This window comes from Streptomyces ardesiacus, from assembly GCF_003112575.1.
Classification (GTDB): domain Bacteria; phylum Actinomycetota; class Actinomycetes; order Streptomycetales; family Streptomycetaceae; genus Streptomyces; species Streptomyces ardesiacus.
This window is the reverse complement of sequence record NZ_BEWC01000001.1, coordinates 1,420,023-1,446,058: the sequence shown is the minus strand read 5'-3', so window position 1 is coordinate 1,446,058 and position 26,036 is coordinate 1,420,023. Positions and strand designations below refer to the sequence as shown.

The 26,036-nt window shown below is 71.1% G+C and carries 27 protein-coding genes; 14 read left to right on the top strand and 13 right to left on the bottom strand.

What is annotated here, in order from left to right; all coding sequences use genetic code 11:
* Positions 1–25: 25 nt before the first annotated feature.
* The 5 genes from Sdi02f_RS06330 to Sdi02f_RS06310 form a co-directional block, all read right to left on the bottom strand.
* Entirely contained in the window at positions 26–1,609 is a 1,584-nt protein-coding gene (locus Sdi02f_RS06330) for an ABC transporter ATP-binding protein (protein WP_108932847.1), read from the bottom strand.
* Entirely contained in the window at positions 1,606–2,466 is an 861-nt protein-coding gene (locus Sdi02f_RS06325; protein ID WP_108932846.1) for an ABC transporter permease, read from the bottom strand. The genes Sdi02f_RS06330 and Sdi02f_RS06325 overlap by 4 nt, the downstream gene beginning before the upstream one ends.
* On the bottom strand, positions 2,463–3,413 hold the full coding sequence (locus tag Sdi02f_RS06320) for an ABC transporter permease (protein ID WP_031185496.1): 951 nt from the start codon (positions 3,411–3,413) through the stop codon (positions 2,463–2,465). Before Sdi02f_RS06320 ends, Sdi02f_RS06325 begins: the two co-directional genes overlap by 4 nt.
* Complete coding sequence (locus tag Sdi02f_RS06315) at positions 3,410–4,996, bottom strand: ABC transporter substrate-binding protein (protein WP_031084997.1); 1,587 nt, start codon at positions 4,994–4,996, stop codon at positions 3,410–3,412. Before Sdi02f_RS06315 ends, Sdi02f_RS06320 begins: the two co-directional genes overlap by 4 nt.
* Before the next feature lie 187 nt (positions 4,997–5,183).
* The gene (locus tag Sdi02f_RS06310; protein ID WP_031084987.1) at positions 5,184–5,405 is read right to left on the bottom strand and encodes a ferredoxin; all 222 of its coding nucleotides are present in this window, start codon (positions 5,403–5,405) and stop codon (positions 5,184–5,186) included.
* 215 nt (positions 5,406–5,620) lie between these two features.
* On the opposite strand from Sdi02f_RS06310, the gene Sdi02f_RS06305 reads away from it, so the two are divergent.
* The 6 genes from Sdi02f_RS06305 to Sdi02f_RS06280 all read left to right on the top strand — a co-directional run bounded on the left by Sdi02f_RS06305 (position 5,621) and on the right by Sdi02f_RS06280 (position 10,336).
* Positions 5,621–6,094 (top strand): type II toxin-antitoxin system PemK/MazF family toxin, encoded by a 474-nt coding sequence (locus tag Sdi02f_RS06305; protein ID WP_158716720.1) that lies wholly within the window; start codon positions 5,621–5,623, stop codon positions 6,092–6,094.
* 126 nt (positions 6,095–6,220) lie between these two features.
* Positions 6,221–6,838 (top strand): dihydrofolate reductase family protein, encoded by a 618-nt coding sequence (locus Sdi02f_RS06300; protein WP_031185495.1) that lies wholly within the window; start codon positions 6,221–6,223, stop codon positions 6,836–6,838.
* Positions 6,839–6,842: 4 nt separating this feature from the next.
* Positions 6,843–7,685, top strand: a complete 843-nt coding sequence (locus Sdi02f_RS06295; RefSeq protein WP_053663974.1) for an alpha/beta fold hydrolase — start codon at positions 6,843–6,845, stop codon at positions 7,683–7,685.
* A 220-nt stretch (positions 7,686–7,905) separates the two neighbouring features.
* Positions 7,906–8,343: an MFS transporter gene (locus tag Sdi02f_RS06290; RefSeq protein ID WP_108932845.1), complete on the top strand. Its 438-nt coding sequence runs from the start codon at positions 7,906–7,908 to the stop codon at positions 8,341–8,343.
* A gap of 29 nt (positions 8,344–8,372) precedes the next feature.
* Positions 8,373–9,371, top strand: coding sequence for an aldo/keto reductase family protein (locus Sdi02f_RS06285; protein ID WP_108932844.1), 999 nt, complete (start codon positions 8,373–8,375; stop codon positions 9,369–9,371).
* A 77-nt stretch (positions 9,372–9,448) separates the two neighbouring features.
* Positions 9,449–10,336: a GNAT family N-acetyltransferase gene (locus tag Sdi02f_RS06280; protein ID WP_108932843.1), complete on the top strand. Its 888-nt coding sequence runs from the start codon at positions 9,449–9,451 to the stop codon at positions 10,334–10,336.
* 209 nt (positions 10,337–10,545) lie between these two features.
* On the opposite strand, the gene thrS is transcribed toward Sdi02f_RS06280, so the two are convergent.
* Positions 10,546–11,787 (bottom strand): threonine--tRNA ligase, encoded by a 1,242-nt coding sequence (gene thrS / locus Sdi02f_RS06275; protein ID WP_108932938.1) that lies wholly within the window; start codon positions 11,785–11,787, stop codon positions 10,546–10,548.
* A 589-nt stretch (positions 11,788–12,376) separates the two neighbouring features.
* Here thrS and Sdi02f_RS06265 point away from each other — a divergent pair.
* On the top strand, positions 12,377–13,642 hold the full coding sequence (locus tag Sdi02f_RS06265; protein WP_108932842.1) for an APC family permease: 1,266 nt from the start codon (positions 12,377–12,379) through the stop codon (positions 13,640–13,642).
* A 234-nt stretch (positions 13,643–13,876) separates the two neighbouring features.
* On the opposite strand, the gene Sdi02f_RS06260 is transcribed toward Sdi02f_RS06265, so the two are convergent.
* Positions 13,877–14,758 (bottom strand): helix-turn-helix transcriptional regulator, encoded by an 882-nt coding sequence (locus Sdi02f_RS06260; RefSeq protein ID WP_108932841.1) that lies wholly within the window; start codon positions 14,756–14,758, stop codon positions 13,877–13,879.
* A gap of 139 nt (positions 14,759–14,897) precedes the next feature.
* Between Sdi02f_RS06260 and Sdi02f_RS06255 the strand changes: the two genes are divergently transcribed.
* The 3 genes from Sdi02f_RS06255 to Sdi02f_RS06245 all read left to right on the top strand — a co-directional run bounded on the left by Sdi02f_RS06255 (position 14,898) and on the right by Sdi02f_RS06245 (position 17,015).
* Complete coding sequence (locus Sdi02f_RS06255) at positions 14,898–15,161, top strand: Atu4866 domain-containing protein (RefSeq protein WP_030401157.1); 264 nt, start codon at positions 14,898–14,900, stop codon at positions 15,159–15,161.
* A 166-nt stretch (positions 15,162–15,327) separates the two neighbouring features.
* Complete coding sequence (locus Sdi02f_RS06250) at positions 15,328–16,086, top strand: SDR family NAD(P)-dependent oxidoreductase (protein ID WP_030401158.1); 759 nt, start codon at positions 15,328–15,330, stop codon at positions 16,084–16,086.
* A gap of 161 nt (positions 16,087–16,247) precedes the next feature.
* Positions 16,248–17,015, top strand: coding sequence for an SDR family NAD(P)-dependent oxidoreductase (locus Sdi02f_RS06245; protein WP_030401159.1), 768 nt, complete (start codon positions 16,248–16,250; stop codon positions 17,013–17,015).
* 200 nt (positions 17,016–17,215) lie between these two features.
* Here Sdi02f_RS06245 and Sdi02f_RS06240 read toward each other — a convergent pair whose 3' ends face one another.
* On the bottom strand, positions 17,216–17,782 hold the full coding sequence (locus Sdi02f_RS06240; protein WP_053663966.1) for a TetR/AcrR family transcriptional regulator: 567 nt from the start codon (positions 17,780–17,782) through the stop codon (positions 17,216–17,218).
* Positions 17,783–17,927: 145 nt separating this feature from the next.
* Between Sdi02f_RS06240 and Sdi02f_RS06235 the strand changes: the two genes are divergently transcribed.
* Complete coding sequence (locus Sdi02f_RS06235) at positions 17,928–18,875, top strand: TIGR03564 family F420-dependent LLM class oxidoreductase (RefSeq protein WP_174843316.1); 948 nt, start codon at positions 17,928–17,930, stop codon at positions 18,873–18,875.
* A gap of 298 nt (positions 18,876–19,173) precedes the next feature.
* A complete protein-coding gene (locus Sdi02f_RS06230) occupies positions 19,174–19,566 on the top strand; it encodes a VOC family protein (protein WP_030401162.1) in 393 nt (130 codons plus the stop codon).
* A 253-nt stretch (positions 19,567–19,819) separates the two neighbouring features.
* Here the strand turns inward: Sdi02f_RS06230 and Sdi02f_RS06225 are convergent, their stop codons facing one another.
* A complete protein-coding gene (locus Sdi02f_RS06225; RefSeq protein ID WP_108932839.1) occupies positions 19,820–20,779 on the bottom strand; it encodes a quinone oxidoreductase family protein in 960 nt (319 codons plus the stop codon).
* Positions 20,780–20,921: 142 nt separating this feature from the next.
* Between Sdi02f_RS06225 and Sdi02f_RS06220 the strand changes: the two genes are divergently transcribed.
* Positions 20,922–21,542, top strand: a complete 621-nt coding sequence (locus Sdi02f_RS06220; RefSeq protein WP_108932838.1) for a TetR/AcrR family transcriptional regulator — start codon at positions 20,922–20,924, stop codon at positions 21,540–21,542.
* A 113-nt stretch (positions 21,543–21,655) separates the two neighbouring features.
* Here Sdi02f_RS06220 and Sdi02f_RS06215 read toward each other — a convergent pair whose 3' ends face one another.
* Genes Sdi02f_RS06215 through Sdi02f_RS06195 form a run of 4 tightly spaced genes read right to left on the bottom strand, consistent with a single transcriptional unit; the run spans position 21,656 to position 25,048 of the window.
* The gene (locus Sdi02f_RS06215) at positions 21,656–22,339 is read right to left on the bottom strand and encodes an alpha/beta fold hydrolase (RefSeq protein WP_108932837.1); all 684 of its coding nucleotides are present in this window, start codon (positions 22,337–22,339) and stop codon (positions 21,656–21,658) included.
* Positions 22,339–22,695 carry a hypothetical protein gene (locus Sdi02f_RS06210; protein ID WP_108932836.1) on the bottom strand — a complete coding sequence of 119 codons (357 nt, stop codon included), beginning with the start codon at positions 22,693–22,695 and terminating at the stop codon, positions 22,339–22,341. Before Sdi02f_RS06210 ends, Sdi02f_RS06215 begins: the two co-directional genes overlap by 1 nt.
* On the bottom strand, positions 22,692–23,522 hold the full coding sequence (locus tag Sdi02f_RS36265; protein ID WP_245962140.1) for a Rid family hydrolase: 831 nt from the start codon (positions 23,520–23,522) through the stop codon (positions 22,692–22,694). The genes Sdi02f_RS06210 and Sdi02f_RS36265 overlap by 4 nt, the downstream gene beginning before the upstream one ends.
* A gap of 2 nt (positions 23,523–23,524) precedes the next feature.
* Positions 23,525–25,048 carry a monooxygenase gene (locus Sdi02f_RS06195; RefSeq protein WP_108932835.1) on the bottom strand — a complete coding sequence of 508 codons (1,524 nt, stop codon included), beginning with the start codon at positions 25,046–25,048 and terminating at the stop codon, positions 23,525–23,527.
* 65 nt (positions 25,049–25,113) lie between these two features.
* On the opposite strand from Sdi02f_RS06195, the gene Sdi02f_RS06190 reads away from it, so the two are divergent.
* Positions 25,114–25,782, top strand: coding sequence for a TetR/AcrR family transcriptional regulator (locus Sdi02f_RS06190; RefSeq protein WP_108932834.1), 669 nt, complete (start codon positions 25,114–25,116; stop codon positions 25,780–25,782).
* Positions 25,783–26,036 lie beyond the last annotated feature (254 nt).

The following is a 26,036-nucleotide window of genomic DNA, read 5'->3' as shown; positions in this document are numbered from 1 at the left end:
CCCGTGGGACGCCTCTCACCCTCGGCTACTCCGGCACGGCGAGGGCGGGGCCCTCCTCGCGGGCGAGCAGTCCTCGGGTGACGGGATGCTCGGGGTCCACCAGGACACGGTCCGCAGGACCGGCTTCGACGACCCGGCCCCCGTCCAGGACGACGACCTGATCCGCGCGGGGGGCTACGGCGGTCAGGTCGTGCGTCACCATGACGACCGTCAGGCCCAGCGTGCGCCGCAGCGAGTCCAGCAGGTCCAGGACCTGGTCCGCGGTCTCCGGATCGAGCGCCGAGGTGGTCTCGTCACAGACGAGAGCACGCGGCTCGGCGGCCAGCGTCCTGGCCAGCGCGACGCGTTGACGCTGCCCGCCGGACAACTCCCCGGGCCGGCGCGTCAGTACGTCGGCTCGCAACCCGACCAGTCCCAGGAGCCGTTCGGCTTCACCGGACGCCTCCCAGGCCGACCGGCTGCGCAGCCCCCTGAGTGGGCGCGTGAGCGCGTCGGCCACGGACTCGCGCGGATTGAGGGCCCCGCGGGAGTCCTGTGCGACGAGCTGCACCGCAGCCCCGCGTCCGCGCGGCGCGCCGCCCTCACGCCACTCGACGCTCCCCCGTACCGGCGGGTGCAGTCCCACAAGACATCGGGCGAGGGTGGTCTTCCCCGATCCCGACGCACCCACGACGGCGGTGCAGGAACCCGCCGGAACGGTGAGGGAGACATCGTGCAGCACGCAGACCCGCCCGTGGACGGCGTGCAGACCCCGTGCGGAAAGCCCTCCCGAGGCGGCGAAGTCGGCGGCAGCGTCACGGGGAGTCTCGGAGCGGAGTCCGGTGGCCGGGGGAATTCTGGAAGGCCGGGCGGCCGGCACCACCCCGGGCTTCCGGCGGGCGACGATCCGGCCCTGTTCCAGACGGATCACGTCGTCCGCCACGGACGCGATCCACGCCGGATCGTGGCTGACCAGCAACGCGGCGCGGTCCCCCTCGGAGAGGGCCTCGGCCAGCAGGCCGCGCATGCCGTCCGCCAGGACCGGGTCCAGGCCGCTGGTGGGCTCGTCGAGGACCAGCAGGCGGGGCCGGCCCGCCAGCGCCACGGCGAGGGCGACCCGTTGGGCCTGTCCCCCGGACAGTTGCCGGGGCAGCCGACGCCGGAACGCCCGGTCGGCCGGCAGTCGCACGGACGACAGCAACTCCCCGACCCTCGCGGAGACGTCGGCTCTCCCCGTCACGGACGAGCGCAGCCGCACCGCCTCGGCGATCTGCGTGCCGATCCGGAGCGCGGGGTTGAGCGACGAGGCCGGGTCCTGCCCGAGGAACGACACCACCCGGCCGCGCAGCCGACGGGCACCCGCCCGGTCGAAGGGATCCAGGCCGGCCACCCGGACGGTCCCGCCGCGGATCCGCAGGCCGGGGCGCACGTGTCCGAGCAGACTGTGCGCCAGACTGCTCTTGCCCGACCCCGACCTGCCGACAACTCCCAGCACCTGCCCGTGCGACACCGAGAGGCCGACGTCGCGCACGACGGGCGGCCCGCCGGCCGTGGGGCCGAGCGTCAGGGCGTTGATCTCCGCGAGCCGACCGGTGCCGGGGAGGGGAGCGGTGGCACGGCGACCGGTCATGCGGCTCCCCTCCCCACGGTGTCCGCCAGCCGCCCGGCCAGCAGGCCGACACAGACGGACAGCAGCACCAGCAGCAGCGCCGGGGCGAGGAACGGTGTGACGGCCAGCGTCGCACCCGGGACATTCTCACTCACCATGCGCCCCCAGTCCGGCGTCGCCCCGCCCGGTCCCAGGCCCAGGAATCCCGCCGTGGCGGTGAGGTGCAGGGAAGCGACCAAGCGCAGCGCGGTGTCCGTCAGCGCCGGTCCGGCGATGTTGGGCAGCACGTCGTGGCGCAGTACGGCCCGCCGCGTGTCGCCCCGGGCCAGGGCGGCCTCGACGTACCCGCTGCTGAGTACCGTGTCCGCCGCGGCGCGCAGCACGCGGGTCGAGAACGGGGCGGTGGCGAGGGCGATCGCGGCCACCAGGGCCGCGTCGCTGCCGGGGAACCCGGCGGCCAGGACGAGGACGATGAGGAGGGCGGGGAGGACGGCCAGGGCGTCGATGCAGCGGAGCAGCAGGTCACCCAGCCGGCGGGAGACCATGGCCGCCAGAACGCCGACGGCCGTCCCGATGGCTCCGGCCGCGGCCGTACCCGCCAGCGCGGTGAGCACGATGGTGCGGCCGCCGCTGAGCACCCGGCTCAGTACGTCCCGGCCCAGCACGTCCGTGCCGAGGAGGAACCGGCCGTCGGGCTGGTGGAAGGGCGCGGCGAGCTGTGAGGTGGGACTGTGCGGCGCGGCCAGCGGGCCCAGCAGGGCGAGCAGGAGGACGAGCAGGGTGCCCGCCCCGGTGAGCAGTGGTGGCCGGCGGCGGTGGAGGGTGCCCCTCCGTGGGGTGCGTGACCGCCTCCCCGGTGGTGTGAGGGCGGTCGTCATCGGCCGTGTCCTTCCCGTGCGCCCAGCAGGCGTGCGCAGATGTCGCCGGTCAGCAGCACCGCGAGCATCACCCCGGCGAGTACCGTGGCGATGCCCTGCACCATGGGTATGTCCCGTGCCGCGACGGCCAGTTGGAGTTCCCTGCCGATGCCCGGGTAGTCGAAGACGTTCTCCACCACCACCGCCGAGCCGACCAGCGCCCCCGTGGTGAGTGCGAGCGCGTGGACGGCGGGACCCGCTGCGTTGGGCAGGATGTGGCGGACGGCGAGCCGCACTCCGCGTACTCCGTTGAGCCGTGCGGCTTCGCAGTAGGGGGTGGCCGCCGCGTCCGCGACGGAGACCCGCAGGAGCCTGGTGGCCACCGCGAGCCCTACGGCGCCGAGCGTCAGCACGGGCAGGATCAGCGCGTGCGGCACGTCGAGGGGCGTACCGCCCAGGGGAATGACGGAAACACGCGGCAGCAGCTCCAGCCACACCGCCAGTACCGCCACGAGCAGCGCGGCGACGACGAACTCCGGTACGGCCGCCAGGATCTGGGCGGCCGTCGAGACGAAGCGGTCGGCGCCGCCCCCGCGCAGCCCGGTCCACAGGCCCAGGAGCGCGGCCAGTGGTGCGGTGACCGCGAGCGTCAGCCCGGCGAGGAGCAGGCTGTTGGGCAGGCGGGTGGCGAGGACGTCGGTGACCGGCCGGTCCCCCACGAAGCCATGGCCCAGATCCCCCCGGACGGCGCCTGCCGCCCAGGCCGCGTACCGTGCCGCGGCCGGCCGGTCCAGCCCGAGTTCGGCGCGGACCTCGGCGCGCTGCGCCTCGGAGGCGTCCACCCCGGCGACCGCGCTGACCGCGTCGCCCGGAAGGACCGCCGTGGCCGCGAAGATCACGGCCGACAACACGACGAGCAGGACGGCCGCCCCCACGAGACGACGGCCGACGAACACGATCAGGCTCACGCCAGCGACGCCTGCGAGAAGCCGGGGAACTGCTCGAAGAGATCGTCACGTATCCCACGGACCCCCTTGGACTGGGCGTTCAGGTTCGGCTTGAAGACCGGCAGTACCTGGTTGCCGTCCTCCCAGCGCGTGCGCTGGGCCCGCGTTCCCAGCTTCCTGGCCTCGGCCCGGTCGCTCTCGGCGCGGGCCTTCGCCACGAGGGTGTCGGTCGCGGACTCCTTCCAGCCGAACGCCGACGGCGATCCGCCCGCCGTGCTCATCTGGTAGGTCGAGAGTGCGGGGACGGGCATCTGGTACGAGCCCACCAGCGGCAGAGCCGTGTAGGCGGGGAAGTCCGCGTAAAGCTGTCCCGCCGGCAGTTCCCGCACCGACGCCCGGACACCGGCCTTCTTCAGGTCCTCGACGAAGAGGGTGGCCATCTCGACCATGCCCGGCGTCTCCGGGCCGGTCGTCAGCGTGACCTTCATCCCCTCGGCCCCGGCCTCCTTGAGCAGCGCCCGAGCGCGCTCCGGGTCGTGGGCGCGCTGGGGCAGGCCCTCCGCGTAGTCGGGGAAGCCGAGGGAGGGCAGGTCGTTGCCGACTTCGGCGTTGCCGTAGAACACCGTGTCCACCATGGCCCGCCGGTCGACCGCGAGCTTGAACGCCTCGCGCACCCTGGGGTCGTCGAAAGGTTTGGCCTTCATGTTCATCTGGAAGGACAGGCCGACCAGGTACGGACTCTTCGTGGGGACGAGTTCGACGTTGCCGTTGTCCCCGAGTGTGCGCGCGGTGACGGGTGAGAGGTCGTGCGCGAAGTCGATCTCACCGCCGGTGAGCGCTCCTGCCCTGGCGGTCGAGTCGGCGATCGCCCGCAGCTCCAGTCCGTCCAGGTGGGGCACGTGGCCGTAGTGGTCGTCGTAGCGTTCGAACGCCGCACCCTGGCCGGCCGTGAACTCGGTCAGCCGGAAGGGGCCGCAACTGGGCATGCCCTTGCGGAAGCGCTTGGTGCCGTCCTTGACGACCAGGAAGTTGCCCTGGCAGAGAATCATGCGGCCGTCGGCGATGGGCCGCAGGGTGGGCAGGACGACCTTCAGGTCGCCTTCGGCCCTGGCGTGCGCGAGGTCGAAGTTGGCGGCGGCGAGCCGGTACACGGGCAGTTTGCTGGTGGCCGCGAGGGAGCTGAGGGAGTGCAGGACGTCGGCCGCGGTCAGCTCGGAGCCGTCGGTGAAGCGGACGCCGGGCCGCACGTGCAGGGTGTAGGCGGACAGATCGTCGGCGATGTCGATGCCCTTGAGCACGCCGTATCGCACCCCGTCGGGCCCGCTGGGGTCCAGGTTGCCCAGGGTGCCGTGCCAGGCTCGGGCACGCACCAGGTCGAGAGCGGACGGGCCGTTGAAGAAATCGAGGGTCTCCGAGGCGCCGCCTCCGACGAAGGCGGCCCGCAGCGTGCCGCCCGAGCGGGGCGACGAACCCGGCCCGGACTTGCGGTCGGACGCGGGCTCCTCGGTGGAGCACGCCGCCAGCAGGCCGGGGCCCACCGCCAGAGCCGCGGCCCCCGCGGCACCGCGACGGAGGAAGGCGCGGCGATCGATCTGTCTGGACATGCTTCTCCTCGACGTTCTGCTGAGCTGATCAAGAAGCCGTGGCACATGCACGGCGTGTGAAAGAGGGCCCAACGGGATCCGGTGACCAGCAGGTCAGCAGCGCGTTCGGCGGCAAGACGTACCGCTTCCGTCACGTCTGGGTGCTGGACCGTCCCGCAGCGCTCGTGGACTGCCGCGCTCTCGCGGACTACCGCAGGGCCAGGGCGCCGGACGGGCAGGCCCACACGGCCTCACGCACCGCGTCCGACTGGGCCGCGGGCGGTTCCCCGTCCAGGACCAGCACGAGTCCTTCCTCGTCGTCCTGGTCGAAGACGGCCGGCGCGGCGAGCACACACTGCCCCGCCCCGACACACCGGTCCCGCTCGACACTGATCTTCCGGGCTTCGGACGCCCGGCCTGCCACGGTCATGAGGACCCCTCCCCTGCCGCCGCCCACGCGGCCACCTGTTCGGCAGTCAGACAGTAGTCGGTAATGACTTCCATATTCAACTAGCAGCACGCCTGAACGGCGTCCACCTCTCGACGGACGCGCAGAAGGAAGGTCTGGTTGGATTGCAGCCCGACAATGAGGTGATTCGGTCCGGGGCGTGCAGCGTTCCCCGCGATCCTGCGTCGGGAGGGCACATGCCGCGCGGCGAGGTCTGGTTGGCGGACGTGGACGAGCGGCGGCCGGTAGTACTGCTGTCGGGAGACGAAGCGTCCGGGTTCCGAGCGATGCAGGTCGTCGCTCCTGCGGGGACCGAGATCAGCGGTGTGGCCGTCGAGGTGGCAGTGGGGGCGCCCGAGGGGCTGCCACTCGAGGGTGTCCTTCGGGTGGCGCTGCCACGTCCCGGTCTTGTCCCGTGCACTTGGCTGGTCACGCTGGCCGAGGAAGATCTGACCGAGCAGGTGGGAGTCTTGTCGTCAGCGAAGCTCGGCGAGGTCGAGGATGCCCTCCGTGCCGGTGGACTCGAGTGGACGGCGCACAAGTCGTCACATCCGACCAGCACAACGAGCAACCCGGCACACCTTCCCGGCCACAGCGCGAGGGCATCCCGGCCGACACCAAGCCGTACCCGCTCGACGAACTCACCGAGGATGTCTCGGCAACCTCGTTGAGTGGCGTCTTCCTGCTCAGTGCGCACGCATTGCCGAGCGCCCCCTCGACTCACTGCATCGCTCGCATCCGTCACACGCTTCGTGCGTAAGCGATGAGTTTGGGCGGCGGTTGGGGTCTGCCCTGGCATGAGTCGAATCATCGCTGACATCTCGGTCTCTCTCGACGGCTTCGTCACCGGGCCCGACCCCGGCCCGGACAACGGTCTGGGTACCGGCGGCGAGGCCCTGCACACGTGGGCGTTCTCCGACGACCCCGACGACCGCCGGGTCCTGCGCGAGGGAACCGCCCGCTCGGGCGCCGTCGTCCTCGGCCGCCACCTCTTTGACGTTGTCGACGGGCCGAAAGGCTGGGACGACACGTCCGGCTACGGCGCCGGCGAGGTCGGCAAACCCGCGTTCGTCGTCGTGACGAGCTCACCGCCGGAGTCGGTGCGGACCACCAACCTCGACTGGACGTTCGTCACCACCGGTCTGCGCGACGCCGTCGCCGCCGCGCAGGAGCGAGCCGCGGCGGCGTCATCGCACAGCGGCAAGGACCTCGACGTCATCCTCATGGGCGGCGGCTCCACGATCGGCTCGGCGCTGGAGGCCGGGCTGGTCGACACGCTGACGCTGCACCTCGCGCCCATCGTGCTGGGCGCCGGGACCCCACTGTTCGCCGGTGCGGCGCCGCGCACGCTGGTGCAGCGGAGCGTGAGCCCGACATCGACCTGTACGCATCTGACCTACGACGTCTTCCGGTGAGCCGATGAATACTGTCAACATCCATGAGATCACCCTGGGCATCGAGTCGTTCGGTGACGACAAGGCGCCGCTCGTCCTGCTCGTGGGCGGGACGACGATGCTCTCCTGGCCGGACGCGCTCTGCGAGCGCCTCGCCGCCGGCGGGCGCCGTGTGGTGCGCTACGACCTGCGTGACAGCGGGGAGTCGTCGACGACGGATCCGGAGGCGCCCGCCTACACCCTGCGTGACCTCGCCGCCGACGCGGCGGCCCTTGCTGACGCGCTCGGCGGGGGACCTGCGCACCTCGCGGGGATCGGCGTCGGCGGGATGGTCGCCCAAGTGGCCGTGCTCGACCATCCGAGTGCGTTCTCGGCGCTCACCCTGGTCGGCACCCGCGCGGTTGCCCCTGGACCGCCCGACGACGACCTCCCCGACCATGACGAGTCGACGATGAGCCGGCTGTTCGCGTGTCCGATGCCCGATTGGACCGACCGCGAGGCCGTCGCGGAGTTCGCCGCCGCCTCCGCGGAGATCCTCGGCGACGACCCCGTCGCCGCGCGTGACATCGCTGCGCGCGTCTGGGACCGCACGCCCGGCACCGCGCCCCCGGTCCACATGGCCAACCAGATGGGCATGGTGTTTTCCAGGCTCGACTGCACACCCCGCTGGCGCGAGCGCCTGCCCGAGATCGACGTCCCCACGCTCGTCGTCCACGGCCGCCGCGACCGGTTCTTCCCCGTCGGCAATGGCGAGGCCATCGCGCGCGAGATCCCCGGTGCACGGCTGCTCGTCCTCAAGGAGGCCGCCACCGCGATCCCCGACGCGGCGGTCGGCGCGGTCGCCGAGGCGATGCTCACGCTCGGATAGAGGACGACAGGTACCGCCCGGGTCCGGCCTCCACACAACAGTGGACGTCGAAGGCTCGATCGGTGAGCGACGAGGTGGACGCGGTGCACCGGCGGGTGGGCCGGCACCGCGCTCGGTGGACGCCGCGGGGGCGGCAAGCCCTACGGCACCCTCCTGCCCGCCACCGCGGTCACCGCCGTGGTCATGGCCGCGCTTCATCCTGTGGGCGACCAACGGCGTCGTGGACGTGGTCCTGGTCGTGCTCCTCGGCACCACCGGCTTCGCGACCAACCCGGTCGTGGTCGGTCAAGTGGTCCACGTCGCCGGAGCCGGCCGAGCTCTGCCCATGGCGCTGGCCACGTCCGCGTTCCAGGCCGGCATCGCCCTCGGCTCCCGGACCGGCGGCGCCGCCCTCGCCTCCACCCCGCACCTGCAGGGACCGCCGCTGACCGGCACGGTCCTCGCTCTGCCTGCCCTGGTACCGCTCGGCCTGCCGGCCGCCACGCACCGTACGGCGGCACCGGCACCGGCACCGGCACGGGCACCCGCACCGGACCGGCCGAACGAACAGGCAGGCCAGGACCTCGCTTCCGGCCAGTCGGCACCTCGGTCCGTCACCGATCCGGCCGACACCCGCGGCGTTGCTCCCGCCCCTGGACCGTCGTCCCGCCGACGCTGACCACACCCCTCTCTCCCGAAGGAGCACTCATGCGATACCGCAAGCTCGGCAGCTCGGACCTGGAAGTCTCGGAGATCTCCCTCGGCTCCTGGCTGACCTACTCCGGCGGCATCGATGCCGACCGCACCCGCGCCTGCACCGAAGCGGCGTTCGACGCCGGCATCAACTTCTTCGACACCGCCAACGTCTACGGCCAGGGCGCAGCCGAGACGGCCTGGGGCGAGATCCTCTCCGCCCACCCCCGGGACTCCTACGTCCTGGCCACCAAGGTCTGGGGCCCGATGTCCGACGACCCGGCCGACCAGGGATTGTCCCCGACGCAGATCGCCAAGCAGATCGACGCCTCCCTCACCCGGCTGAACACCGACTACGTCGACCTCTATCAGGCGCACCGCTTCGATCCGGCGGTTCCGGTCGAGGACATCGTCGAGGCGTTCCAGAAGGTCGTCGAGCAGGGCAAGGCCCGCTGCGTCGGCTTCAGCGAGTGGACCCCCGAACAGATCCAGGCCGCGATCGACATCGCCGGAGCCGACCTGTTCGTCTCCTCCCAGCCGCAGTACTCCATGCTGTGGCAGGCCCCCGAGGCCCAGGTCTTCGGTCTGTGCGCCGCGAACGGCATCTCCCAGATCGTCTGGTCCCCGCTCGCCCAGGGCGTGTTGACCGGTAAGTACAAGCCCGGCCAGCCCGTCCCCGAGGGCAGCCGCTTCGCCTCCGCGGACATGGCGGTCTCCCAGGACCTCGTCTACAGCGACGCCGCTCTTGAAGCGGTCCAGCGCCTCGTCCCGATCGCCGAACAGGCCGGGATGAGCATGCCCACGCTGGCCCTCGCCTGGGTCCTGCGCCGTAGCGAGGTCGCCTCCGCGATCACCGGTGCCTCCCGCCCCGAGCAGGTTCACGCCAACGCCGCCGCCTCCGGCGTCCACCTGTCGGACGACCTCCTCACGGCCGTCGACCAGGCCCTCGGTGACGTCCCCGTCACCGAACCCACCCTCGCCCCCGGCGCCCAGCCCGGCATCCTGCATCGCTGACCGCAGGTACTTGTCACGTTGACTGAAAGGCATCGAGCAAGTGCTCCCCGAGTCGAGGAGGCTCGGGATCATGAAGCATGCTCCCGGACGACTGGCACCTCACCCAAGACGTTGACGACTTCCTCACCCGAGCCGGGGGATTCCTGCGCTCGCGCCCCGCCCTCCACAACACCCCGCTGACGGACATCGAGAAACTGCGGATGGGCAGGCCGGACGCACACGGCCCCGTCAGCGCCGTCTTCGGCCGACTGGAGGCCGGGGGCGAGGTCCACGCGGTCTTCTATCTCACTTCACGCGGCCGCCTGGGCCTCACTCCCCTCTCTGTCGAGCAGACCGACGCCCTCGCCGCCCATCTGACTGTTCTCGGCCACTCGCCCGCCAACGTCATCGCGGACCACGACACCGCCACCGCATTCGCCGACTCCTGGCAGCGGCACACAGGTGCGGCGCCGGCACTCTTCTGGCGGACCCACCTCTACCGTCTCGGCACACTCACCCCGCCACAGCCGCCCCCGGAGGGCCGGGGCCGTCTCACGGACGGGACAGACCGCGAACAGGTCGTGCGCTGGTGCCGTGAGTTCTGCGTCATTGTCGGGGAGCAGTCCTCCATCGACTTGATCGACGCCGGCTCCTGGGACGACTCACGCTTCGGCGACCGGCACTTCACCCTTTGGGAGACCCCGGACGGCATCCCCGTCTCGATGGCAGCCGCGACCTCGGTCATAGGCGGCATGGTCCGGATCGACCCCGTCTACACCCCGGTCCACCTCCGGGGCCGCGGCTACGCAGGCGCCGTGACGGCCGAGGCGAGCCGGGCCGCGCTGGCCGCGGGCGCGACGGACGTCGTCCTGTTCACGGACCCGGACAACCCCACCAGCAACGCCCTCTACCAGCGCATGGGGTATGTCCACGTCGCCGACTTCGCCGGGTACAGGTTCTCCGGAAGCGCGCCACAAGCCTGGTGAGGGCCTGATCCGCGCTTCACACACCTGCCTCCGGCAGTTGCTCGAAGCGACCCTGCTCCGAGGTGAGGCCGGGGCCAGCCTGCTGATGCTGATGCTGATGGCCGAGTCAAGACACAAGAAGCCGGGAAGCGTCCGCCGCTACGTCAAGCCCTCGCCCGAACGCCCTTGCGGAAAACAGCAGTTGCCTCGCGCCGGGCGCCGGCAGGCGCTCATCGCGGCGCCTGCCATGAGGTGGGCTCGGCCCACAGATCGGTGCTGTGGGCCCCGATGAGTGCGCTGATGTGGGCGAGTGCGTCACTGACCGGCCGCGGTGCGAGGCGACGTCCGTCACGCAAGCGCAGTGCGACGTGATCGTCGGCGGCCTCCTTGGCACCGATGACGGCTTGGTAGGGAACCAGGCGGGCCTCTCGGATGCGGGCGCCCAGGCTGCCGCGGTCCGGTCCCGCGATCTGGGCGCGCAGTCCGAGGCGGGTGCAGCGTTGGGCGAGGGCTGCGGCGTTCGGCAGTTCGGTGTCGGAGATCGGGAGGATCACCAGCTGAGTGGGGGCGAGCCAGGCGGGGAAGGCACCGCCGTGCTGTTCGATGAGATGGGCGACGGCTCGTTCCACGCTGCCGATGATGCTGCGGTGGACCATGACCGGGCGGTGTTTGGCGCCGTCCGCGCCGATGTAGTGCAGGTCGAACTGCTCGGGCTGGTGGAAGTCGACCTGAACGGTGGACAGAGTGGACTCCCGGCCGGCGCCGTCGGTGACCTGCACATCGATCTTGGGGCCGTAGAACGCGGCCTCTCCCTCGGCTGCCTCGTAGGGCAGGCCTGAACGGTCGAGGACGTCGGTCAACAGGGCGGTGGAGCGCTGCCACTTCTCGGGCGCGGCGACGTACTTGCCGCCGGGCCCCGGGAGGGAGAGCCGGTACCGAGTGGGGGTGATGCCGAGCGCCTCGTACGCCTGGCGGATCATCCCCAGCGCCGCCTGCGCCTCCTCGGCGACCTGGTCCAGGGTGCAGAAGATGTGCGCGTCGTTGAGCTGGATGGCCCGCACCCGGGTCAGCCCGCCGAGCACGCCAGAGAGTTCGGAGCGGTACATGCCGCCCAGTTCGGCCATCCGCAGGGGCAGTTCGCGGTAGCTGTGGGAGCGGGAGCGGTAGATCAGCGCGTGATGGGGGCACAGGCTCGGCCGCAGGACGACCTGCTCTCCGCCGAGGTCCATCGAGGGGAACATGTCGTCGCTGTAGTGCGCCCAGTGCCCCGAGATCTCGTACAGCTCCCGCTTGCCGAGGACCGGTGAGTACACGTGCTGGTAGCCTGCCCGGCGCTCGGCCGCACGGATGTACTCCTCCAGGGTGTGCCTCACGGCCGCGCCGTCGGGCAGCCAGTACGGCAGGCCGGCGCCGATCAGCGGATCGGTGTCGAACAGGCCCAGTTCACGGCCGAGCCTGCGGTGGTCGTGCACGGCGGTCATTGCGGTCTCCCTGCTGGTTGCGGAGCAAGTGACCGGGCCTACGACGAAGCCCCGGGGCACTTGCCCCGGGGCTTCGGATCAGATCATCTGTCAGCGCGCCGGGACACTCTCCGGCGTCGTCGTCACAGCGGCGCGCTTCATGTCGCAGACGTTAGCAGGACGCAGCGATGTCCACACGGTCATTCCTCGTCAGGGTGCCCGGGTCACGCAGAGGTCGCAGGCCGCCGGGCAGAGCACGAAGCGGGAAGGAGTACCGGCCCAGCATGGTGATGTGACGCCGTACAAACGGTGAGAGGCGGGCCACGTCCTCGACCCTCACGATGTGCTCCTCCGCACCGGCGCGAGCCTCGGCCAAGCCGGCCAAACCAGCCAGGCCGACGCCGCCGCCCACTTCCATCGCTTGGCCGAGACCACCGGCCACCGCCTGGGCCCTGAAGGGGAAATGGCCGTTGAGGAGTCAACCATTTCCGCGAGCAGCGCACCGTCACCGCCGTCACGCACGGCGGCTTCGTTCACCTGCCCGTTCTCCGACTCAGATACCGTGCGCCGATATCGATGCTCGTCATTGAGAGGCAAGGGCATGGACACGTCGGCTCCACCGGCCGGACCGGGAGAACTGAAGCGGCACCTGGGCGTGTTCGACGCCGTGGTGATCGGCCTCGGCTCGATGATCGGCGCGGGCATCTTCGCCGCCCTCGCCCCCGCCGCGGCGGCCGGTGGCTCCGGGCTGCTGCTCGGCCTGACGCTCGCGGCCGTGGTGGCCTACTGCAACGCCCTCTCCTCCGCCCGGCTCGCCGCCCGCTACCCGCGGTCCGGCGGCACCTACGTCTACGGCCGCGAACGCCTCGGCGACTTCTGGGGCTACCTGGCCGGCTGGGGCTTCGTGGTCGGCAAGACCGCCTCCTGCGCGGCGATGGCCCTCACCGTCGGCTCCTACGTCTGGCCCGCCCAGGCCCACGCCGTCGCGGTCGCCGCCGTGGTCGCGCTGACCGCGGTGAACTACGTCGGCGTGCAGAAGGCCGCCTGGCTCACCCGTGCGGTCGTCGCCGTGGTCCTGGCGGTGCTCGCCGCCGTAGTCACCGCCTGCCTCACCGGCTCGACCGCCGACACCGGCCGCTGGACCATCGGCACCGGCAACGGCTGGCACGGCGTGCTCCAGGCCGCCGCCTTCCTGTTCTTCGCCTTTGCCGGCTACGCGCGGATCGCCACCCTCGGCGAGGAGGTCCGAGACCCGGCCCGCACCATCCCCCGCGCGATCTCGACCGCGCTCGGCATCACCCTGGTCGTCTACGCCGTCGTCGCGCTCGCCGTGCTCGCGGTACTCGGCCCCGACCAGCTCGCCCGTACCACCGCGCCACTGGCCGACGCGGTCCGCGCCGCCGGCGTGCCCGGTCTGGCCCCGGTGGTGCGCGTCGGCGCGGCGGTCGCGGCCGCCGGCTCGCTGCTCGCGCTGATCCTCGGCGTCTCCCGCACCACCCTGGCCATGGCCCGCGACCGCCACCTCCCCCACGCCCTGGCCGCCGTCCACCCGCGCTTCCAGGTCCCGCACCGCGCCGAACTCGCCGTCGGCGCCATCGTGGCGGTCCTGGCCGCCACCACGGACGTGCGAGGCTCGATCGGCTTCTCCTCCTTCGGCGTCCTCGCCTACTACGCGGTCGCCAACGCCTCCGCCTGGACCCTCACCCCGGCCGAGGGCCGCCCGCCGCGCGTCGTGCCCGTGCTCGGCGCCGCCGGCTGCCTCGTGCTGGCCTTCGCCCTGCCCGGCGCCTCGGTGCTGTGGGGCTCGGTCGTGCTCGCGCTCGGCGCCGCCGCCTACGGCGCGCGCCGCATCCTGCACCGCGGCTGAGCGGGCGCCAGGGCTGGAGCTGGTCCGGAGGAGCACCTCGCGGGCCAGCTCCGCCGGCGCCCGCCGGTCCTCCTCGCTTGGAGTCGTCGCTCACACCTCGGTGTGTTCCATGGGGGTGTTTCAGGAGGAACGTCTTCTTGCAGTAACTCATGAACCATGACTGCCGCAGGCGGACCGCCGGGCGGTCGGGCGTTTCACGAGCACACCTGTGAAAGGCCCCGAGGCGAAGCCGCACTATCGGCGCGGGTCTCCGGGCCGTGTTGGGTGATCAGCGGTCTGCTGGGAGTGGTCTTGGCGCCGGGTGGCGTGCAGGGCGCCGAGCAGGTGGAGGGAGTGGGCGCTGGGGCTGCCCGGTTCGGCATGGTAGATGACGAGCTGCTGGCCGGGTGTCTCGCGTACGTCGAACGCCTGGTAGGTGAGTGTGAGCGGACCGACGTCCGGGTGGAGGAAGTGTTTGGCGTCCTGCGTCTTGCCTCGCACGGTGTGGGACTGCCACAGGCGCGCGAAGTCCGCGCTGTACTCGGTGAGGGTGCCGACGAGTTCACGCAGCCGCGGGTTGTCCGGCTCGAAGCCGGTCGCCTCGCGGAGGTTGGCGACGGTGGCTTGTGCCGCCCGGTTCCAGTCCGTGTAGAAGGTGGGGCCGGCGGGGTCGAGGAAGGTCATGCGGGCGAGGTTGTCCGCCGGGGTGAACGCCGAGTAGAGGGCCTGGGCCAGCGCGTTGACCGCGAGGAGGTCGAGGGTGCGGTTCATGACGAACGCCGGGGTGTTGGGGTAGCCGTCCATCAGCTGTCGCAGGGCGGGGCTGACGCGCCCGGTGGAGTGAGGCGAAAGTCGGTCGCCGGGCGTGGCCCCGGCCAGCCGGTACAGGTGCGCCCTGGCGTCCTCGTCGAGGTGCAGCGCTTGACTGAGAGCGTCGATCACCTGGGGCGAGGGGTTGCCTTCGCGGCCCTGTTCCAGACGGGTGTAGTAGTCGGCGTTCACTCCGGCCAGGACGGCGACCTCCTCGCGGCGCAGCCCGGCGACTCTGCGGGTCCCGTGGCTCGGCATCCCGACGTCGTGCGGGCGCAGGGCGGCGCGGCGTGCGCGCAGGAAGTCCCCCATGCGGTTGTCGTCCATGCCTTCAGGCTAGGCGGCGCGCCGCCGGGCTGCCTGGGTGTGGTGCACCCAGGCAGCATGCGTCCTGGTTGGCCGCCGCTGACCTGCGCAGACTCGGTGGAACGGAAGAGACCGCACCGTTCGAGGAGAGGGGGCCGCCATGGCCGAGATCGAGGACGGCCACGTGGATGTGGTCGGTATGTGGGTGACCGAGGACGGGCACATCCGGCAGGAGCTGCTGCCGGACGGCCGTTACGACGAGGCTCGCGGCGAGCGGGCCAGTGCGTACACCGGCCGTTACACCGTCACCGGTAGTCACCTGGACTACGTCGACGACACCGGGTTCACCGCCACAGGGGACATCCGCGACGGAGTGCTCTACCACGAACACCTCGTCCTGTACCGGGAGTCGCGCCCGTCGTAGCGGGGCGGCGAGCCCAGCGGGACAACGGGGTTCGGGCGGCAGTCGCTCCGGTCGGGGAGACCGACTCCTCCTGGGAGGGGACCGACTGCCGAGGCCGGTACCAGTCAGCAGTCAGCAGTCAGCAGTCAGTGACAGACGTATCAAACGCAAGAGAAGGACCGTATTCATGACCGGACGACGTCTTGAGGGCAAGGTGGCCCTGATCACGGGAGCGACCGGGGGGATCGGTGCGGCGACCGCGGAACTCTTCGCCCAGGAGGGTGCCCGGCTGGTGATCACCGATGTGGCCCAGGAGCCCCTCCAGAAGCTGGCGCGGCGCATCGAGGCGGGTGGCGCGGAGGTGGCGACCGCCCTCCTCGATGTCTCCTCCGCCCGGAACTGGGAGGAGGTGACGGCCCTCGTACGCGATCGTTTCGGCGTGCTGGACGTGCTGGTCAACGTCGCTGGAATCCTGGACTGGCCGGGTATCGAGGACACGCGGGAGGAGGTGTGGGACCGCGTGATCGATGTGAACCAGAAAGGCACCTGGCTGGGTATGAAGGCGGCGATGCCGCTGCTGCGAGCGAGCGGCAACGCGTCGGTGATCAACACCTCGTCCGTGCTCGGCCTGGTGGGCAGCGGCGCGGCCGCGGCCTACCAAGCGTCGAAGGGCGCGGTGCGCCTGCTGAGCAAGACGGCCGCGGTCGAGTACGCCAGGCAGGGCGTACGGGTCAACTCGATCCATCCCGGAGTGATCGCCACACCGATGATCCAGGATCTCCTGGAGGAGCAGGGCGACCAGCAAGCGGACATCCAGCGCACCCCCATGCGCCGAGCCGGCCGCGCCGATGAGATCGCTCCCGCGATCCTCTTCCTCGCCAGCGACGACTCCTCCTTCGTCACCGGCTCGGAAATCGTCGTCGACGGCGGCCTCACCGCACACTGAACAACCCGCCCGCCGAGCGTCCACGACGCCACCGGTGCGCACGCCCGGCAAGCGCGCTCATCTCCTGTGTCGTCTGCCTCGTGAGTGCGTGACCGACAGCAGCCCAGACAGTCGGCGCGGGAAACCGCGCGCGACCCCGATCCTTACGAGAGGGCCTCATCATGACGCCCACCGCCGCTTCTGCCGAAGCATCCGAGTTCGCCGGGAAGACCGCGCTGGTCACCGGGGCCGCGCGCGGCGTCGGCAGGGAGACCGTGGCACTGCTCCATGCCCGCGGCGCCCACGTGGTCGCCGTCGACCTGCGTCCCGACGTCACGACCCTGCAGGAAGAATTCCCCGGTGTGCTCGCGATGCGGGGCGACATCACACGGGAGGAGACCGCCGTCCACGCGGTCCGCTCGGCGCTGGACACCTTCGGAGGACTGGACATCCTGGTGAACAACGCCGGACGCACCCTGAACAAACCCGTCACCGAAACCACCGCCGAAGACTGGGACACCGTGATGGCCGTCAACGCCCGCGGATCCTTCCTCTGCGCCCGAGAAGCCTTCCGGGCCATGCGGAGCCGGGGCGGCGGAAGCATCGTCAGCACCGGGTCCTACGCCGGCACGGTCGCCCTGCCCGAAGGCACCGCCTACAGCGCGTCCAAAGGCGCCCTGACCCAGCTGACCAAGGTGCTCGCCGTCGAAGGCGGGCCATGGGGCATCCGCGCCAACCTCGTCGCCGCGGGCGTCATCGAGACCGACTTCCTCGACACGATCCGCCCCGACAGCCGTGCCTACCTCGCATCGTTCGCCGACGCCCAGCCCCTGGGCCGAGTCGCACAGCCCGAAGAGATCGCCGAGGTTCTCTGCTTCCTCGCCTCACCACGCTCCAGCTTCGTCACCGGAGCCGTAGTACCCGCAGACGGCGGCTTCACCGCCGTCTGACGTGACGGGGCCGATCAGCCGTTGCTCGGACACACCATCCTGCCTGCCGGGCTGCGGATTGCGGGTTGCCGGAAGTTCGTCGTCGCGTCTCCGCACGGGATCGACCGACGGGGTCTGTCGCGCAACGGGCACGGGGCACCGTGAGTCCCAGGTCGAACCGACGTCAGTAAGCCGCCGCCATGTCCGCGCATTCGGCGACGTCACCAGTTGCGGGCGGTACGGTGCAGCTCGTCAAAGCTTGCGTGGAGGTGTTGCCCGAACGTGCCGTGCTGCGGATCGGCCAGCCACCGGGCTGCGGCACAGTGGTACGCGGTGACGGAGACGCCTGCTGTCAGCGTGGCAGCAGGCTCGGGAACGCCCCGTCCGCGCAGCGCGTCCGCGATCGCAGCGGCGAGGGCCGCCAGTTTCGCCCATTCGCGTTCCCGCAGGTCAGGGTGTGCGTCGAGGATGTGTCTGCGGCGCTCTGCCGCGTTCCGGCGCTGGTCGAGCCAGTCACTGCCAGCAGTGAAGACCGCGCGGACCGCTTCGAGCGGAGACTGCTCGGTGGGTGCCCTGCCGAGCGCGTCCTGCACCCCGGCGATGAACGAGTCCTGTCCTGGGAAGAGCACTTCGCGCTTGTCGGCGAAGTGGTTGTAGAAGGTGCGCTCGGTCAGGCCGGCGCGCGTCGCGATCTCGGCGACGGTCGTGCGTTCGTAGCCGCGCTCGGTGAACAACTCGATCGCGGCTTCCTGCAGTCGTTCCGGCGTGCCGCCCGGCCATCGTGCCATGACACGCAGAGTAGGGACTGCAGAGCCTGCAATCAAGCTGTACAGTGATTGCAGAACCTGTAATCAGTTGCTGCGCGGCACGATGCAGGCCGCGGTGGTGAGGACGACGCATCCCTGCGGCCCCGATCAGGCGAAGGAGCTCGTGATGAACCCTGTCGGGAAGAGGACGGGAGTGTTTCTGGGAGGCACGTTCGCCCAGGACCCCGGCATGACCAACCTCGTGGACCGGGCTGTGGAACTCGCGCACGAGGTGGCCGACGCCGGGATGCGCACGGTGTGGTTCGGGCAGGCGGCGGATTACGACGCGTCCCAGCTCGCCGCGCTGGTGGGCCGGGCGGAACCCAGAATCGGCGTAGGCACCTCGGTCGTGCCGATGTACCCTCGCCACCCGCTGCTGCTCGCGGCGGCGGCGAAGACCGCGCAGGCGGCTACCGCGGGGCGTTTTCGGCTGGGTGTCGGGCTCGGCGCGCGCTCGGTACTCGAGCCGCAGTTCGGCCTGCCGTATCCGCCGCAGATCCAGCACCTGCGCGAGTACCTCGTCGCGCTGCGTCCGCTGCTGGACGGCGACGACGCTGCCTTCGAGGGACAGACGCTGTCGTCGCGCCCGGCCGGCCCGACGGCCGTGCCCGGAGCCGCGCCGCAAGTCCCGGTCCTGGTGGCCGCGATGGGGCCGCGGGCCCTCGCGGCGGCGGGCGAGCTGGCCGAGGGAACGATTCCCTTCCTCGCCGGGCCTCGCACCCTGGCCGAACAGATCGTGCCGGCCATCACCGAAGCCGCCGCCGCGGCCGGGCGGCCGGCCCCGCACATCGTGGCCGGGGTACCAGCGGTGGTCACCGACGACGCCGCGGCCGCCCGCAGCCACGTCTCGGCCGCCCTCGGCTTCTACGACAGCATCCCGTCCTACCAAAAGGTCATCGCAACCGAAGGACTGTCCAGTGCGGCGGACCTGCTGATCGCCGGCGACGAGAACACTGTCACTGCTGGTCTGCGCCGCTACTTCGACGCCGGGGCCACTGAAATCATGGTCACTCATACCGACCTCTTCGACGCCCAGGACCGCGCTCGCACCTGGGCCGTCGCCCGGAACCTGTGACCCGGAACCGCATCGTCCCTGCCCCGGTTTCTCCCACTGCGTCGCCGTGCGGGCCTTCGCCACCAGCGCACCGCTCCCGTGGGAGGGCGAAGGCCCACCAACCAGGCTCCGGGTGGGGGGGGGACAGTAGCGGTTCACTCGAACATCGCCGACGCGACGCCGATTTGCTCGGCAACCGCCCCAACGATGCCGAGTTCCGGCATCGCCCCGCGTAACCAGCCGGGAAGCAATCTGCGCACCGGCCCACCGGAAAGATCATCAAGGGCGCTGAGCCGCTCACGTTCCCCAAGGAAGCACCATGGCCAATGAGCTCAACCACATCATCGTCCACTGCCGCGACCGGCGGGAGTCCGCCGCCTTCCTGGCGGAGCTGTTGGGAGGGCCGGCCCCGTGTGACTGGGGTCTGTTCACCCAAGTGGATACAGCGAACAACGTCGGCATCGACTTCGCCGACGCCTTGGTCCCGTCGGACCGCATCAACGAGAGCCACCTCGCTTTTCTCGTGACGGACGACGAGTTCGACGGCATCCTGGCGCGTCTGAAAGGTCAGGGAATCAGGTACTGGGCAGATCCGCAGAAGACCGAAGAGGGCGAGATAAACCATCTGTTCGGCGGACGCGGGGTCTATGCACTCGATCCCGGCGGCACGGTTCTGACCGAGTTCATCACCGCCCCCTACCCCTACTGCTGACTGAGGGCTTCTGCCATCCGCCAAGCCACGAGAGTGACGAAATGGAGCGCCGCGATTTCGCCGCACCCAGCACACGGCCGTTCGCATCGGTCAGTGGCACGGCTGGTACGAACACGACCGCTGCTCCCTCCCTGACATTGCCGACCTCGAAGGCACGGGCCTCGCCACCGTGCGCTCACACTGCAAAGAGTCCGACAGGGGGCGACTGCTGATGCACCAGCCGCTCGCCGTACCCGAGCCGGCGGCGGGCGTCTCACAGGAGGATGACGGTGCGTTCGCCGGGTGCGTCCTGGTGGGCCCAGGCCGTCTCGACCTGGTCGAGCGGGAAGGGGTGGGGGCGCACGGCCATGCCTCCCGCGGCGATCGCGGCGATAAGCTCGGTGAACTCCCGTTGCATGACGTCCATGGGGACCGCTCCGATGCCGCTGCCCAGGACGCGGAATGCGTTGGAGCGCATGGCGTGTCCGGACAGCGTGATGGTGTCTCCGCCCATGCCGCCGATCTGCACCCAGTCGAGCAGGCGGGTGTGCTGGGTACGTGCCTCAAGGACGGCTTGCATGGCGAGTTCGGTGGGAGGTCCCCATACATAGTCGAGGACCACGTCGACCTCTGCGGCGGTCTCGGCGAGCGTGGCCGCGGTGACCTCCTGGTCCGGGGTGAGTTGGACGATGTCGTCCGCGCCTTCGGCGGCGAGTTCGTCGAGGCGGGCGCGGTTGCGCCCGGCGGCGATCACGCGCTCGGCTCCAAGATGCTTGGCGACCTTGACGGCCATCGATCCCGCGTTGCCGGTCGCGCCGTGCACCAGGACCGACTGCCCGGCCTGGAACGGGACGCGCGTGCGCAGTGCGGCCCACGAGGACAGAGCCGGATTCATGGTGGCGACCAGGAGCGCGGGGTCGGTTCCGTCCGGGACGGGGATGGCGGTGGCCGGGTCGATGGCGATGCGCTCGGCCAGCGAGCCCGCGCCCATGGGCATGATGAAAGCGAGGGTGCCGTCGGCCCGGCGGACTACGGCGTCGGCACCGGCCAGGGCAGGCAGCTTCTTGGGGCTGGTGTAGTGCTTGCCCGCGGCGATTCCCTTGGTGGCACGGTGCACGCCGACGGCGAGGACGTCCACCACTTCCTGGCCGGGGGCAGCCTCGGGGGCAGGGATGGAGCGGAAGTGCGGCGGCTCGTCGAATGACTCCACCAGCGCGGCATTGATCATGGACATGTGCGTTTCCCTTGCTTGACACACAGCACCAATAAGATACGGGCGCGTTTCTTTTCGCCTCGACCCTACGGCCGCAGGTTAAGATACGCAAGCGGATCCAATCGCAGGCCAGTGCTATGAAAATCGACATAGGGGGGTACCAGTGAGTGACCGCCATGAAGAAGGCGCCCCCACCCGGCGCAGGGGCGCCGCCCTGGAGAACGCGATCACCGGTGCCGCCTGGGACGTACTCCTCGAGCACGGCTACAACGGCTTCACCTATGAGGCCATCGCAGCCCGCGCCGGAACCAGCAAACCAGTGCTCTACCGGCGCTGGCCGCAGCGCGAGGACCTCCTCATCGCCACACTCACCCGGTACTGGCACCCCCTCGGCATCCCGGACACCGGCAGCCTGCGCCAAGACGCCCTCACCCTCCTGCGTACGGTCAACGCTGAGCGGGGCCGTACGGTGATACTCCTGCGCATCCATCTGGCGGACTACTTCCGCGAGACGGGCACCGACTTCAGCGATCTGCGCGACCGGCTCCTCCCCGCGGACCGGACGCCGCCCTTCGCGCAGCTCGTCGACCGGGCCGCCGCGCGCGGCGAACTCACGGATGTGCCGCGCTCCGCACGCGTGGTGAACCTGCCCTTCGACTTGGTGCGCCACGACATGCTGATGACCATGGGCGCGGTGCCGGACGAGACGATCGTCGACATCGTGGACACGGTGTGGCTACCCCTGCTCGGCCTGTCACCCCACGCCACGCACGCAGGGCACTGAGCCCACAAGCGCGGCTCCTCGACCTGCACCTCGCGCTCTACAGCGCACCGCCGGGATGGTGGCCGTGTACTCCCCCCTCCCCCGCGCCCGGCCCCTGACGAGGGGCTGACGCCTCAGCCGGTCCGGCCGAGCACGGCGCATACGCGCTCGGGGTCGGTGACGGATGCCATATGGGCGGCGCCTTCGATGGTCAGGAGCCGGGCCCCGCGCCGGCGCGCGGTCTTCGCAGTGCCGGCGAAGAAGGGTGAGCCTCCGCACCCTATGTACGTCGCCGGTGGTCGAGGCCGGCCGGACACCGGGTCCGGGAGGGGTTCCTCGTGGGTGGCCCGGCTCATCGGCTTGGCCCGCGCGGTCACCCACTCCAGGTCGGCCCCCGTGAGACCCATGGTCTCGAAACCGAAGGGAGGGATCAGCCACGCCTCCTTCTCCGGCCGCAGAGCGGCAGCGGCATCGCACGCGTCGCGCAGGCGAGGCTGGAGGCCGAAGGCCGACTGGCCCGGCGAGGGGAAGAACGCGTCCAGGTAGACGAGTTGCCGGACGCGCCGCGGTCGCTCGTGTCCGGCGCCGGTGATGACCATGCCTCCGTAGCTGTGGCCCACGAGGGTCACGTCGGTGAGTTCGTGGCGGTCGATCAGACCGACGATCTCGGTGATGTGGGTGCGCAGCCCGACGCCGGGTTCGGCCGGGGCGAGCGAGGGGCACAGGACGGTGTGGCCGGACGCCCGCAGTCCGGGGGCGACCCGCTCCCAGGCCCAGCCGCCGAGCCACGAACCGTGTACGAGAACGAAGGTGGTCATCACCCCTCCGTTCCGGCCTTGGCCGCCCAGGCGGAGCGGATGTCCCGCAGCACCCACTTCAGACGGTCGTCGGGGATCAGGAAGCCGCCGACCCCGGACGAGAACAGCACGTCGTAGACGCGCTGGGACACCTCGGCGAGCCGCTCCTCGAAGTCCTCGCCGTGCTCCGGTTCCGCGGGGAGCAGGATGACGACGGTGTCCTGACGCTGTTCCACTGCTTCGACGGCGAAGTCCTCGTGCGGGTGGTGGCCCGACTCCTCGCACAGCACGGCTTTCGGGTCGGCGACGAGCCTCTCCCGGTAGGAGTTGTCGTTGACGAGCCGGAGGGTATGGCGAGTGCCGGCGTCGTGTTTCATGTGCTGCTCCGTGTCGTCTCGGTGGCGGTGCGGGCCTCGTGGAAACCGCGGCGCATGGCCAGCAGTTCGGTCTTGAGCCGTTCGGGCAGCAGCCAGACGAAGTTGTCCCCGCTGCGCCACAGGTCCATGAGGTCCACGGGCTCCCTGCGGTCCGGCTCGTCCGGTCGTTTAGCGGGGGGGAGGACGTAGTACAGCGTGTCGCGTCTCTGCAGCCTGACCTGCACCTTGAGCCCCGGGGGCACCGCCACCCCCATCGACGCCAGGGCCTCCAGGGGCTCGCGTTCCAGTCGTGCGGCGAAGGACGGGTCCTCCCAGGCCCGGCGGGTGAGTGCCGTTTCGAGATCCTGGTCACCGTCCGTCTTGTGTGCCCTGGCGGGCTCGCCCGCCTCGGTGCCGGCGTCGGCCGGTACGGCCCGGTCCTGGCTCCCTGATCCGGGGAGCACGGCGACCACCTTGACCTCCAGGAGGAGCCCCGGTGCGCAGAGCGCGGACACGCCCACCAGCGTGCTCGCGGGTGCTTCCGCGACACCGGCCCGCAGCGGCCCGAAGATCGCGGGCAGCAGCTCCGGGGTGTAGTCGACGACGTAGACCGTCTCGTCGACGATGTCGTCACGGGTGGCGCCGACCGCGGCGAGTGCGGCGTCGAGGTTACGGGCGATCTGTGCCGCCTGGGCCCCGTGGTCACCGAGTCCCACGGGCCGTCCTCGCTCATCCCAGGCGACCTGCCCGGAGAGATGCACGAGCCGCCTTCCGTCGACGGTGACGACCTGGGTGATCTGGTCGGACGGGTTGTGCACGGACGGTGGACTGACGCGGGTCACCGACATGATCAGCTCCTCGAGGAGGACGTACCCGCCCAGGCGGTCAGCGCCTGGACCCGCTCGTCGCGGCGCGTGGCGTGGTCGGCGGTACGGGTGGCCCACGCGACGTGTCCGTCGGGGCGTACGAGCACTTCGGTGACCCCGTCGAGTTCGGCGTGCTCGTCGTACGTGTCGACGGATACGGCCGTGACCCGGGAGGCCCGGTCCGTGTCGACGGCCTTCCCCGGGGAGGGGTCCTTCGTCAGAGCGAGCAGAACGAAGCGGCCCTGAGTGAGGAGTTCGTACACCCGTGTCGCCGCCGAACCGGCGGCGGTCAGTCCCACATCGGGCATACGCCGCCCCACCAGCGGGTCGGCGCCCGGGTCCGCCGGCGGGTAGTGGGTGTCGAGCGCGGAGACCTGATCGGCGAGCCGGCGGTTGACCTCCGCGATGCCCAGCAGCTGGTCGAGGAGCGACCGCAGGGCCGCGGCCGGGCGCTGGTACTCCGAGATCAGCGTCAGCTCCGCCAGCAGTGTCTGGACCTCGGTGTTCTCGGTCACCGACCGGCCGGCCGGCCGGCGCTCCGCGTCGTAACTGTCCAGTAGCCCGGGCGGGGCCCAGCCGTGCACCGCGGCGGCCAGTTTCCACCCCAGGTTCATGGCGTCCTGGAGCCCGGTGTTGAGCCCCTGACCCGCCGCGGGGAAGTGGATGTGGGCGGCGTCGCCCGCCAGCAGGATCCGTCCCGAGCGGTAGCTCTCCGCGAGCCGCGTGGCATTGCCGAAACGCGACAGCCAGTCGGGCTCGGCGACCCCGCAGTCGGAGCCGGTGATCCGGGTGAGCGACGTACGGAACTCCTCCAGGGTCACCGGCTCCCGGGACGGGACCCGCATCCGCTCCGGATCCAGGCAGACGAACCGGGTGAGCCCTCCCTCCAGCGGCGCGACGATCACGCCACGGGCCCGTGCCGCATCGAGGGCGCCGGGCCGGGGGTCGACGACCGCGAAGTCCCCGAGTATCCCGGTCAGGGTCTCGTCGGCGCCGGGGAAGCCGATCCCCGCGGTCCGCCGTACGAGGCTGCGCCCGCCGTCGCATCCGACCGCGTACAGGGCACGTACGGTCTCGGTGCCGCCGCCGGGGACGCAGGTCTCCACCTCGACCCCGTCGCCGTCCTGGCTCACGCCGAGGATCTCGTGTCCCCGGCTGATCTCCACTCCCAGCTCGTACGCCCGCTCCTGGAGGATCGCCTCGGTGCGCGCCTGGGCCAGGAAGAGGGTGTAGCCGTGCCGGGAGTCGAGGGCACCGAAGTCCAGCTGCGTGGGCAACCCCGCGAAGTGCCAGCCCGGCACGGTCCGGCCGAGCGGGAGGAACCGGTCGAGCAGTCCCCGCTGGTCCATCAGTTCCACGCTGCGCGGGTGCAGGCTCAGCGCCCGCGAATGGCGCTGCGGTGCGGTGCGGCGCTCCAGGACCCGGGTCCGTACGCCCGCCAGTGCCAGCTCGCAGGCGAGCATCAGCCCGGTCGGGCCGGCGCCTACGACGATTACATCGGTGTCCATCAGAGATGGCCTCCTCTATTTAGTGAACAGTGTTCACGTGAACGGCGTTCACTATAGTGGGGTCCATGAGCACACCGTCAAGTCCTGCCAGGGGCCGGCCCGCCCGGCTCAACCAGGCCCGCACCGTCCGGACCGCCCTCGACCTGCTGAACGAGTCCGGGCTCGACGCGCTGACCATGCGCAGGCTCGCCGATGCGATGGGTGTCCAGGCCGGTGCGCTGTACCGCTACTTCGCGACCAAACAGGACCTGCTCACCGCCATGGCCGAGCACATGGTCGGTGGCGTCGCCGACGCCACCGGCCCGGCCGGGGACGACGACTGGAGCGAGGAAGTGGCGCGCCTGGCCCGAGCACTGCGCACAGCCCTGCTCGCCCATCGCGACGGCGCCCGCGTCTACGCCGGTACGCACTCGACCGGCCCGAACACCCTGGGCTTCGCCGACGGCCTCATCGGGGTGCTGCGTGCGGCGGGCTTCAGCGACAGTGAGGCGGCGCGGGCGCTCTACACGGTGTCCCACTTCACCGTCGGCCACACCCTGGAGGAACAGGCCGCCCTCCGGCCGGACGACGGGGGGCCGGCCAACGCGGGAGTCCTGCGCGAGGCGGTGGTGGAGGCAGGGACGTATCCGCACCTCGCCGCCACCCTGCCGGTGCTCACCAGTACGGACTTCACGGCACACTTCGAGTTCGGGCTGCGGCTGCTCCTGGACGGACTGCGTGCCGTCCGGCGGTGAGCCCGGTGGCGGTGCTCCCCGCCGCGGCATCCTTGCGGGGCGCGAGCATCGGGGCCGGCAGATACTCGTCCAGGAGCAGAGGCGGCTCCCGCGCGGTGACAGGCCGCTCGAACCGCGGACAGGCGGTCCGCTCGATCGAGGCCCACGGTGCAGCAGCCCCGACCTCAAGTCACCCGTCCCTACGTTGCCCCGCGGGACGTGGCGAGCCTTCCGTAAGGTTGACCTGCCCAGGAGCGCCGGGGGTGGTTGGTGGT